The sequence below is a fragment of the Marinifilum caeruleilacunae genome (assembly GCF_013141825.1).
GTDB lineage: Bacteria > Bacteroidota > Bacteroidia > Bacteroidales > Marinifilaceae > Marinifilum > Marinifilum caeruleilacunae.
In genome coordinates, this window is record NZ_RZNH01000027.1 from 19,034 (window position 1) to 31,047 (window position 12,014).

Genomic DNA, 12,014 nt, shown 5'->3' on the forward strand with positions numbered 1-12,014 from the left:
TCTGCTTTGCTTAAAAAATGCTGATTATCAGTCTTAAAGAATGTTTTATTCGGATATTTCAGGTCTCTTTGTACGGATACCGGGGCATGCAGGCATTTACATTCTGCCTTCAACTTTTGTTTAATTCCTGCAAAAAGTGTTATCTTACAAGCAGTTAACCCATACCACCACTCTATGAAAAAATTTTACATCTCTCTATCCATATTTTTTGCCCTTTCTGTTTCGATTTGTTTTACGGCTTTTTCGCAGTGCACCTATCAGCACAAACTCGATAGTGTGGTAGAATTGCTGGATCTGCCAGGAGCAAAATTTTCCATCATTTTCCAGGATGGCCGACAGGAGAACTATGCAAGCGGTTATGCCGACTCTATCCGTAAGGAAAGAATGAACCTGCAACACGTGATGTTTTCGGGAAGCATTGGCAAAACCTATGCTGCGGCGGTTCTGTTTCAGTTGGTAGAGGAGGGAAAAGTGGATTTAAAAGAGAAGTTTTTCAATTACTGTAAAGATGAGTGTTGGCTCTCGAAGCTACCCAACATTGGCGATATTACCGTTGAAATGCTCTTGCAGCATACCAGCGGATTGCCTCGATACATCGAGAATGAGCAGGTGTGGATCAGCATGAGTAAAAATCCCGATAAGGTATGGAGCTACAAGGACCGCTTGTCGCATGCATTCGAAATGGATGCCGTGCACAAAGCCGGCGAAGGCTGGGCCTACTCCGATACCAACTACCTGCTAATTGGAATGTTGATTGAGAAGGTGACCAAGATGGATTTTTACGAAGTAGCCAATGCCAGGATTCTGGCTCCATTGGATTTTGAGGAAACCTATGCTTCCTTGCGTCGCGATATCCCAAGACTACCTAACGGATATTCGGGTTTGGATGATTTCTTCCACATGCCCAAACAGATGGTGGCAGATGGCAAGTATGCCTTTAATCCGCAAATGGAATGGACAGGTGGAGGTTTTGCTTCAACCACCTCCGATTTGGCCAAATGGGCGAAGTTATACTACGAAGCTTTGCCATTTTCCGATGAAACCCTTGAAATGATCATCACCCCAAATCCGAACGGGGTATTGAGCGAATACGACTCCTATGGCATGGGCAGTTTTATCTTTAAAACCAGCCACGGAAAAGCCTATGGTCATTCAGGATTTGTTCCGGGATTCCGCTCTATTTTTGTCTATTTCCCCGATCATAAAATTGCGGCAGCCTTTCAAACCAATTGCGATACCCACAAGGGCAAAATGACCTTGCTGCACTGTGTCGACGAAATTTTAAAGGCTGAATTTTAGTTTCCTTTCTCTTTTTTTGAATAGATCTGTATAAGCACTTTCGGGGCGAACTTTTGCTGCTGAAAGTAGCTTGGCATCCTAATTTTTTTAAATTTGATACTTGTACGGAAGGTCGGTATTTACTGCCTTTTAAGAGTTGTAAACCCCTATTTTATTAAACTATTGAATATGAATGTTTTTACGAACAAGGATAATGGCCCTAAAACAAGTTTTACCGCTTTGGAATTGATGGAGGAGATGGAGAAGCGAGACGACATCCTGCTGATCGATATCCGCGAGCCACACGAACTGGCTAAGGATGGAATTGCGAATTCAATGCATATTCCAATGGGAGATATCCAAAACAGAATTCCCACCCTGCCCAAAGACAAGGACATTATTATTTTCTGTCACTTGGGCTTCAGAAGCAAGCAGGTAAGAAACTACCTTCGTAAAATTGGTTTCCACAAGGCGGCCCACCTTAAAGGCGGTTTGTTTAGCTGGAATCGCCAGTTGAGAAGAATGAAAAGCATGTCTTTCTAAAAATACAAAGGCTCAATAATCTTACTTATTGAGCCTTTTTTGATCTGTATCTATATCTTACACAAACTTCTCTCTTCGTTGTAGGTTAATTAAACTCCAGAGTACCGAAATTACCGAACCGATAATTAGCATCAAACGGTTTTGGTACAAAACATTCTGCCAAATGCTGTGGCTCATATCACTGGGTACGTTAAAAGGATTCAGGAAAATGTTCCACTTGCTGTACTCCAATGGTTCGGCCAGAATTAAGAAGACCAAACCCAAAACCACCATAAGCACTGCAGCCCCGTTGGCATTTTTAATTAAGGTGGTGAACAGGAATCCCAAACTTGCCAAAAACAAAAGGCAGTACATGAGCTCGTAAACCATGTTGAGCACCGGAATGTTAATCACCAAAATTACGCTCAACCATGCCATTACAAAGAGGGTACATACCAGCAAAAGTATGCTCAGGGCAAAGCGCACCAGATATACCTTATAGCGGTAGTTGGGAATTCCAAACAGAATTTCAAGCATTCGGGTATCCTTATCGCTCTGTATCAAAAAAATTACGGGGTAAAACAAAATTAATATGCCCGGAAAAATAATACTTGCGTAGATATCCGACTCATCGGGACTGGCATCGCTAAAAAGCATGATGCCCATTACCATTAAAAAGAATGCAAAAGCTGCAATCAGGAAATAGATGAACTTGTTCGCAAATATGATTTTCACATTGTAGCGAATAAAGTTTGTAATGAGTTGTATTTGTTCTATTGCTTTCATGTTTTTATGATTTAACCACGAAGGATTCTCAAAGTATTTTCACAAAGGCACACAAAGTTTCTGATCATTGCTCAGCAATTTTTAAGCTTTGTGTAGTCTCAACAAATTATATTTCCTTAGATAGGGAATTACATTTTTTCTTTGTGAGACTTCGTGATGTCCTTTGTTCTACTTTGTGTTTCAAATTAAACATTCTATTGCTTTCATGTTTTTATGATTTAACCACGAAGGATTCTCAAAGTATTTTCACAAAGGCACACAAAGTTTCTGATCAGTGCTCAGCAATTTTTAAGCTTTGTGTAGTCTCAACAAATTATATTTCCTTAGATAGGGAATTACATTTTTTCTTTGTGAGACTTCGTGATGTCCTTTCTTTTACTTTGTGCTCAACTTAAACGTTCTGTTGCTTTCGTTTTTAATTTTTAACCACTAAGGATTCTCTTTGTGGTTCAACTTAAACATTCATCATGGTAATTTTATTTTCACTCGTATCATTCAATAAGCACAAATAGGCATCTTCGAGATTGGCCTTGGTGTTTACTGCCCCGTAACCCGGATTTTCATCGGCAAGGCAACGAACACGAATGTGATCATTGTCGCGCATATGGTGAATAATCACATGCTCCTTTTTAAACTGTTCGAATTCTTCTGGCGATATTTTCAGCATCCAGACTTTTTCGTCGGCAATGCCGGCCATATGCACAGGTTCGCCCAGGTATTTCAGTTCACCTTTTTTCATTACGGCTACGCGGTTACACGAACTTGCCACATCCTCGATAATATGGGTTGAAAAGATCACGATTCTCTTCTTACTCAATTCCACCAATAGGTTTCTGAAACGGATTCTTTCGCGAGGATCGAGACCGGCTGTAGGCTCATCAACCACCAGTATTCTTGGCAAATGAAGGAGGATTTGAGCAATCCCGATTCGCTGTTTCATCCCGCCCGAAAAAGAGCCAATTTTCTCATCTTTCTGATCGAGCATGTGCACTGCATCCAGTACATATTTCACACGTTCGCTGCGCTCATCGGCTTTATGAATCTTCTTTAAAATGGCCATATAATTCAGGAAATCCCAGGCCGACATATTCTCGTACATGCCAAATTCCTGTGGGAGGTATCCAATTAATCCCTGCAGTTCTTCACGCTTTTCGCGAACATCAATTCCATTAATGGTAATTTGTCCGTAGCTCTGTTCCAGAATTCCACAAACAATACGCATTAAGGTCGATTTTCCTGCACCATTCGGTCCAAGCAATCCGAACATGCCATTTCCAATGTCGAAAGAAACGCTTTTCACGGCTTTAAAAGGCACTTTCTGTTTCCCGATAATCGGGATAATCAGAACAAAGCGGTAGAAGAATTTTCGAATTCCCTTAAATCTGCCGCCAATGCGATTGATGTTGATCTTTTCGCGATAAATCTTGTCTGATGTTTTCTTAATCAGCAAGGCAAAATACCAAAGCACCGCCACCGGAATGGCCAATCCGATTAAATCGTATTTGTTGTTGAAATAGGCCAATACAAGCAATGGGAATATCCAGTAAATGAATTTATGGAATGCGATAATTACGAATCTGCCCAGCTTGCTTTTGCCATTTTCGATCAGGTGTTTTCGATATTCCATGATTGGCGCCATAAAATACAGCAGCATGATCTGGAACATAATCGACAGCAATAGCAACCAATACTTATTTTGTAGGTGATAGTACACGAAAAATACCATAAAGGCTATGAGTGGCAGCTGCCATATCAGCGTAAGAAAATCGCGCAAGCGAGTGTAAGAATGTTTTAATCCCAGGCGCTCTCGAATGCGCAAGCCTGATTTCCATTCGCGCATAAATCGGCCATCCCAATCGTAAATTTTTACCAGGTTCCTGATTTGGATATGCAGATCGGCATCGGCAGCAATGAGCTCTTCGTTGGCTTTTCGCAGGCTGGCCTGTATAAAGTAGATACAAGCCGGTACAGCAAGCAGAAGTACCAGGAAGTCGATGATTTGCCATATGGTACTGTCTACCTCGGTATAAATAAACCATGAGCCGCTGATCCAGATGCCAAACTGTATGATTTTTACCCACAGCTGCTGCTCGCGCATCCACTGTAAACTGGTTTGCAAACCCGTGTAAAGGGTTGGAATAAATACCAGGGTTAATATGGTGCTTAAACTCAAACCTCCAATTACGGTAATGGCAAAAGGAACTCCAATTTGAGTGACATATTCAGCTCTTCCCAAAGCCAGGGGCATTAGTGCGATAATTGTAGTAATGGCCGTAATCAGAATTGGACGAATACGTGCCAGTCCGGCCATCATTAATGCTCTCGACTGACGGTAGCCTCTCTTTTGGAGCACATTGGAATAATCGATCATGATAATTCCGTTGTTCACCACAATTCCCAGCAGGATAATTAAGCCTGTGAATACATTGGCATTCATAAGCGATGTTCCCGTAAGGATGAGGGCAATGAGCGAACCAATCGCTGCCATAGGAATGGAAAACATCATTACAATTGGCATGTTAAACGATTCGAATACCGAGGCCAATATCATGAAAATGAGAATAAATGCCATTAAGAATAGGAAGCTGAACTCGCCCAGGCTATTTTCTTCGTGAACAATTTCAACGGCAATTCCCGAAGGCAAACTCATGCGGGCCACCAATTCATCAATTTCAACACGCGAAGCGGTAAGCAAATCTTTTTCGTCGTTTACTTCATCGATAAACTGGTAGGACACCACCAACTGCTTTTCCTGGTTGGTTCTTTTGATGCTCGACAATCCATCGGTGAAATTGAATTTGCTGATATTTTCCAATTCAAATTCGGCTCCCTGCGTACCGCGAACGGTTAGCTTGCGCAGATCTTTTGCATCTCTCGTCACTTCCGGGTTTTCGCCAATGGTTTTAATCACGATATCGTACTCTTCGGTACCATCTTTAAAAACCACATTACTCGAAAATTCCTTTTGGAAGGAGTTGAGCTCCGACAGTACAGAATTCACAGGAATATCGTAAAGTGCCATTACCTGCTTGTCGAATTCAAGCAGTAATTCCGGTCGCTTGGAAGGAATCTGTATGTCAACACTTTTAATGGAAGTCAGCTGATTCAGGTAGTAATCCAGGTCTTCCGAAAGGTCCAGCATTTTATCGAAATCCTGACCTTTAATAATCAGTTTTTCGCGTTGTGTACCAATGCCCAGCATTTCCATGAAGGGATCGTCGCCTCCGCCGAAGCCACCACCGCCTCCGCCGCCAAATCGTCTTCCTTGTGCCGGTGGTTCCCAGCTAAAGGAAGAGCGTGGCAAACCATCAAGGCGTTCCATAATGTTCTTCTTAATGCCCGGAATGCTTAAGTTTTGCTTTTCGCGATAATCATCAACCAGCGTAATGGTAAGCATTGCTTCCTCTTCGTAAATCTGGCTGGTAATGTCTTTTTTCTCTTCCAGGGCTGCCAGCTTTTCTTCTACCTGCTGAACAAACAAATCGGTATTTTCCAGTGTGGTTCCTCCCGGAAGATTTACGTACAGGTTTAGGTCCTTGGTTTCGGTCTCTTCGGCCGAGATAAAGCTTAAGCCTAAACTGATGAGCAAGGTGACAAAAAACAAGCCCAAAGCGCCTAAAACGGTTCGGCCCGGATGACGCATACATGATTTTAAAAGCACCAGGTAGACTTGCACCAATCGGTTGTGATAGGAGATATTTTCGAAGTTTACCTCCTGGAACTTGCCTCTTCGTCGCAGAAAAGTGTGGGTAATCATTGGTATAAGCAGCAAGGCCACCACCAATGAAACCAAAAGGGTTGAAATAATGGATACCCCGATGTGTTTTCCCATTAATCCCACAAGGAAATTAGATGAGAATACAAAAGGCAGAAATACGGTAATGGTAGTTAGGGTGGCGGCAAAAATGGAGCGCCATACTTCCTTGGTTCCCTGTATCACGGCAGTGTTTGCATCCTTTTTTTGTGCTGCAAGCCGGTAGATGTTCTCGAGGACGACAATGCTGTTGTCGAGCAACATACCAATGGCCAGTGCCATTCCCAGCAGGGTTAAGGTATTGATACTAATTCCGTAGGCATAAAAGAAGTTAAAAGCGGTATAAACCGATATGGGTATGGCTAAGGCAATGGCAGTAACCAAACGCAAATTTTTCAGGAAAATCCACAGGATAAAAATGGCCAGTATCCCTCCAACCAAAGCCAGTTCGATAATTAAATCGATATTGGTTTCCATGGTTTCAGCCATGTTAAGCTGTACCACCATTTCAACATCTTTGCTTTCCAGCTCTTTGTTCAGCTCATCGATTTTGGCAAGGGTAACATCCGATAGTTCGATGATGTTGGACTGCGCATCGCGGGTTAACTGCAAGGTAACTGCCTCCTTGCCATTTACACGGCTGTAGGAGGTTTGCGTTTTCACGCCATAATGAATGTAGGAAATATCTTTCAGGCGAATGTTTCCATCCTCTTTTACCACCAGTTCGTGTAGTTGATTGATATCGGAAAACTGGGAAACCACATTTACAAAGTTGAGCTGATCTTTATCGACCACCTTTCCTGCAAAGCTGCGAATGTTTCCATTTCGGTTCAAAACCGATCGAACATCTGATGGACTGATGCCGTAGCTCTTGCAAACATCATCGCGCAAGAGGATTTCTACAGACTTTTCCCGCCCGCCAAAAATGGCAGCATTGGCAATGCCGTCGATGTTCTGAATCTTGTTCAGAATTTCGTTTTCGGCAATTTGTCTCACACGGTCAACTCCACCACTTCCACGAACCTGTATATTCATGAACATGTTGTTGAGTTGTTCCATGTCGAATTTTAAAACCTGAACCTGGAATTCGGGAGGAAGGTCTTTTTTCACCTCCTCCACCTTTTCGGCCAGTTTCAGGTAAGCATATTTAATGTTTGTGCCCTGTTCAAAGGAAATCTGTATGCTTCCACGCTGCTGACCGGCGGTAGATTCGATTTTTTCCACACCTTCAAGTCCACCGGCAACTCCTTCCAAAGGAATAATTGCCTGGCTTTCCATATATCTTGGATCTACCTCGATACCGGTTCCAACCTGAACAAAAAGCATAGGAAGGTTCGCATTGGGAATCAGCTCCACAGGAAGCTGCTTGTAGGAGAAATATCCCAGCATGCTTAATCCTGCGAAGAGCATCGCAATTAAAACCTTTCTTTTGATAATGAAGTTCATATATTAATCAGCTTTTAGCTTGTATTTACTCTTTCACATATTTCATTCTCTCTTCCCGCGAACTTGTGATAAAGCTCTGTATTCTATCAAATGCATAGTACACACAAGGAATCACCACCAAACTCAGTAAGGTAGAAGTTACAAGTCCGGAAATTACGGCAATTGCCATAGGAGCGCGAAGAGCGGCACTTTCACCAAAACCAATGGTCAATGGCAGCAGCGCCAAAATTGTGGTTACACTGGTCATGATAATTGGCCTGATTCTGTTTTCTCCAGCCATAATCACCGATTCGCGCAAGGAGTGACCTTGCTGCTTGAACTGGTTGATGGCATCGACCAATATGATGGAGTCGTTTACTGCAATCCCACCCAGCATGATGATTCCGATGTAAGCCATAATGTTCATTGGAATGCCCAGCATAAAGAATGCCCAGACAGCACCAACTCCCGCCAATGGAATGGTCAGAAGAATGGTAAATGGATGAATGAGTGATTCGAACTGAGAAGCCATCACCATATAAACCAAAATTACCGATAGCATGAGTGCAAAGCTCAGGTTCGACATGGCTTCCTGTCTTTTCTGTTCTTCTCCAATCAGGCCAATATTATAACCTGTTGGCAGTTCCACATTGGCCAGTTTGGCATTGATTTTACCTACTACCTGGTCAAAGGCCAGATCGCCTCGAATATCAGCACTAATTTTTCCAATACGGTTCTGATTTCTTCGAAGCATTTGCTTTGGCGATGAGGATTTCTCAATGTTTGCCACCTCGTACAAAGGAATTTCTGAATTGCCCGACTGAAGCATGAGGGAATTCAATTCCGAAATACCAATCTCAGGCAACTGAACGGTGATATCGCTCATTTCGCCACCATGTTCGTATTTACCGGCTTGTTTTCCCATGAGGATATCCTGCAACTGACCGGCAATGCCTTCGGTAGTCATATTAAAAATTCCGGCTTTGTAGCGATCTACCACCACATTTACCTCAGGAGCACCTTCTTCGATATTGGTCTGTACATTGGCCAATTCAGGAATTTCCAACAGGTTTTGCTTTATTTCATTCGACAAACGTTCCAGGATTTCCATATCCTTTCCCTTCACTTCCACTTCGATTGGAGCATCTTCGGTTCCAATGGTCGATTGCAAAGCAGTTTCGTCTCTTACAATAGAAATTTCGGCATTGGGAATATCGCCAACCAATTCACCCACATTGTTCAGAATGTCTTCCGATTGGGCAATGAATTCTTTCTTCAGTTTAATTTTGATATTGGCCGTATTCTCATTCTGGAAAACTGCCTTATCGGATGCACTCCCGGTATCGGGACCAATTTTGCTGTACACGGTTTCAATCTGATCGCCCATGGCTTGCCATAGCATCGATTCAATGGCTTCAACTGTTTTTGAAGTGCGATCGAGCTGTGTTCCTTCCTGCAGTTCAATGTCAAGGCTGAATTCTCCAACACCACTTTTGGGCAGGTATTCGTTTCCTACCATTGGCAGGATTAATCCGGTTGCAACCAGTAAAACGCAGGCTCCAACAATTACAAAAGCTCTCTTTTTTAGAAGTTTGCCAAGCAAATCGCCGTACCAGCCAATCTTTACCGATTTAAATTTGATCTCTTTTTTACTGCCTTTGTATGCATAGTTAAAAAGCATTGGAATAAAGAGGATGGCCACAAAAAGTGAAGCAATCAGCGAAAATGCAACGGTCCATGCCTGGTCTTTGAACAAAGCACCCGAAGCGCCATGCAAATACACAATTGGTAGGAACACCACAATGGTGGTTAGGGTAGAGGCAACAATGGCTCCACCAACTTCCGAAGTTCCTTCAATGGCAGCATCTTTCACCGATAGGCCCAGTTCCATTTTTCTGAAAATGTTCTCGATTACCACAATGGCATTATCCACCAACATACCTGCACCCAATGCCAGTCCGCCCAAAGTCATAATGTTCAGGCTGAGTCCGTTGAAATACATCAGGTTAAATGTTGCGATAATGGATACCGGAATGGCAAAACTTACTATGGCCGTTACCTTAAACCTTCGCAAGAAAATGAAGAGAACAAAAATAGCGATCAGCACACCAATGAGGGCTGTTTCCTCTACTTCGTCTATGGCTTTTTGAATAAACTGCCCCTGGTTTTGCACGATAATGAATTGATAGCCCGGCAATGCTTTCCTGATGGATTGCATGGCTTCATCGAAATCTTCAACGGCCTTCACCGTATTCGATCCGGTCTCTTTGTATATGGACAGGCCAACGCAACGTTCACCATTGATTCGAACAATATTTTGAGCCTCTTTGGGTACAAATTTCACCTGCGCTACATCTCTGAGTAAGATAGGCACTTTGTTTTTTACAGGAACCTGGCTGCTTTGAGATGCATTCGCCTGGGTTGGAACATTTGACTGAAGGTTTTTTGTACCAACAATTACATTTTCGATTTCCTGTATATCACGAATTAAACCAGCACCTTTAATAATGTATTTGGTACCCATTTCAACAATGCTACCGCCCGATACATTCTGGTTCAGGCTCTGAATCTTCTGTACAATCTGATCAACCGTTAAGCCGTGAGCATCCAGCAGATACTGATTGGTTTCGATGCGAATTTCTTTTTCGAGTGCACCCGTAAGTTCAACTTCTGCAATTCCTTCCAACCGGATGAGCTCATTTCGAATGTAATTTTCACCAATTTTTCTCAGCTCATCCATATCCTTAATTTGCGGATGTAGCATTCCCATAATCAGAATAGGCGATGCATTCGGGTCGTGCTGGGTAATGGTAAATTCATCGATATCGGCATTCTGAGAGTAGGTGGTAAGTGCTTTCTGCAGATCGAGAAAAGCTTCGTCCATATCGCTTCCCCAGCTGTATTCAACTGTAACACGTGCTGCACCAACCATGCAAATCGACGATACCTGGCTCACACCTTTTTGCCTGATGGCCTGTGATTCTATACTTTCAATGAATTGCTTCTCGATCTCTTCAGGCGGCCTTTCACCTGCCTTTATTTCCACAAAAATGCGCGGAGCATTCATTTCAGGAAACAGATCTACACTCAGTTTACCCAGCGAAACATAGCCAAGCAGTAAAATGGCCAATACAATCATGGACACAGTTACCGGGTAATTGACTGAAAATTGAGTTATTTTCTTCATGTGGAATTACTTTACAATCTTAATTTTTGATCTGTTTCGAAGGGTTTCAAAACCTTTTACAACCAATCGATCTTTCTTCTCTAAACCTGAAATGATTTGTACCTCGTCAGGATTTTCAAGACCAAATTCAATGACTCTTTCCTCTGCCAATCCTTTGTGAACAACAAAAACAACATTTCCTTTCTGCTTGTTTAGAATTACATTTTTTGGGATCACCAATGCCGAATCGCTATGAGCCACTACAATCTCGCCTTTGGCAAACATACCCGGACGAAGCAATAGTTTCGAATTATCGACATTTACCACCGCTTTAAACGAACGGGTTTCGGCATCAATGGCAGGAGAAAGCTGTGCAAGAACGCCATTTAGCGTATCACCAGGAATGGTATAGTTTACAATGTTTACAGACTGTCCTGTTTTAATCATGGCAATGTTTTTCTCTGCCAGGTTAATTTCCATGTGCAGCTTGCTGTAATCCATCATGCTAAGCACTGGCGAAGCCGCTTCAATTCTGGTATTCTCGGTATAATAATTCAGGTTGGTAATGATGCCCGAGAATGGCGCTTTTACCTTTAGTTTCTCCAATCGGAACAATGCATCTTCGTAAGAATATTTGGCATTGATCAGTTCAATTTCAGCATTCTTAAGCTCCGACAGGGTTACACCACCTTTTTTGTAAAGCGATTGCTGTTTTTCGAAAGTTTGCTGCGAAATTTCCAATCTCAATTCCAAAGATTTAATCTTGATATTGTTCTCATATTCTTTGTCTTCCAATAGAATTACCTGGGTTCCTTCCTGAACGTAATCGCCCAACTGAAATTTTCTGCCGGTGCGCGGATTATTAAGCAAGCGGTATTTTCCGGCTACTTCCGATTTTAAATCAACTGTTTTAATCGGTTCAACCGTTCCGGTGGTACTAATGTATTTTTCGATGCTTTTGGGTACAATTTCCTGTACCGATACCTGTACTGCGATATCTTTATTCAAATCAGCTTTGTTATCGTCGCACGAAGCGAAAAGGGCAGCACCCAGAAGTAAAAATGCAAATCGTTTCATTGTAAA

6 protein-coding genes are annotated in these 12,014 nt (G+C 42.4%); 2 read left to right on the forward strand and 4 right to left on the reverse strand.

The features are described from left to right. The first annotated feature begins 174 nt into the window (after nt 1–174). Both ELS83_RS14815 and ELS83_RS14820 read left to right on the forward strand, forming a co-directional pair. Nucleotides 175–1,299 carry a serine hydrolase domain-containing protein gene (locus ELS83_RS14815; protein ID WP_171596339.1) on the forward strand — a complete coding sequence of 375 codons (1,125 nt, stop codon included), beginning with the start codon at nt 175–177 and terminating at the stop codon, nt 1,297–1,299. Nucleotides 1,300–1,467: 168 nt separating this feature from the next. Then, the gene (locus ELS83_RS14820; protein ID WP_171596340.1) at nt 1,468–1,821 is read left to right on the forward strand and encodes a rhodanese-like domain-containing protein; all 354 of its coding nucleotides are present in this window, start codon (nt 1,468–1,470) and stop codon (nt 1,819–1,821) included. Nucleotides 1,822–1,878: 57 nt separating this feature from the next. On the opposite strand, the gene ELS83_RS14825 is transcribed toward ELS83_RS14820, so the two are convergent. The 4 genes from ELS83_RS14825 to ELS83_RS14840 form a co-directional block, all read right to left on the reverse strand. Further along, nucleotides 1,879–2,586, reverse strand: coding sequence for a hypothetical protein (locus ELS83_RS14825; protein ID WP_171596341.1), 708 nt, complete (start codon nt 2,584–2,586; stop codon nt 1,879–1,881). A 454-nt stretch (nt 2,587–3,040) separates the two neighbouring features. Continuing rightward, nucleotides 3,041–7,786 (reverse strand): efflux RND transporter permease subunit, encoded by a 4,746-nt coding sequence (locus ELS83_RS14830; RefSeq protein ID WP_171596342.1) that lies wholly within the window; start codon nt 7,784–7,786, stop codon nt 3,041–3,043. Nucleotides 7,787–7,811: 25 nt separating this feature from the next. Beyond that, nucleotides 7,812–10,952 (reverse strand): efflux RND transporter permease subunit, encoded by a 3,141-nt coding sequence (locus tag ELS83_RS14835; RefSeq protein WP_171596343.1) that lies wholly within the window; start codon nt 10,950–10,952, stop codon nt 7,812–7,814. A gap of 6 nt (nt 10,953–10,958) precedes the next feature. Continuing rightward, entirely contained in the window at nt 10,959–12,008 is a 1,050-nt protein-coding gene (locus ELS83_RS14840) for an efflux RND transporter periplasmic adaptor subunit (RefSeq protein ID WP_171596344.1), read from the reverse strand. Between the last annotated feature and the right edge of the window lie 6 nt (nt 12,009–12,014).

Coding starts and splice junctions, on each gene's coding strand:
- ELS83_RS14815 (WP_171596339.1), top strand. CDS start 175: ATGAAAAAATTTTACATCTCTCTATCCATATTTTTTGCCCTTTCTGTT.
- ELS83_RS14820 (WP_171596340.1), top strand. CDS start 1,468: ATGAATGTTTTTACGAACAAGGATAATGGCCCTAAAACAAGTTTTACC.
- ELS83_RS14825 (WP_171596341.1), bottom strand. CDS start 2,586: ATGAAAGCAATAGAACAAATACAACTCATTACAAACTTTATTCGCTAC.
- ELS83_RS14830 (WP_171596342.1), bottom strand. CDS start 7,786: ATGAACTTCATTATCAAAAGAAAGGTTTTAATTGCGATGCTCTTCGCA.
- ELS83_RS14835 (WP_171596343.1), bottom strand. CDS start 10,952: ATGAAGAAAATAACTCAATTTTCAGTCAATTACCCGGTAACTGTGTCC.
- ELS83_RS14840 (WP_171596344.1), bottom strand. CDS start 12,008: ATGAAACGATTTGCATTTTTACTTCTGGGTGCTGCCCTTTTCGCTTCG.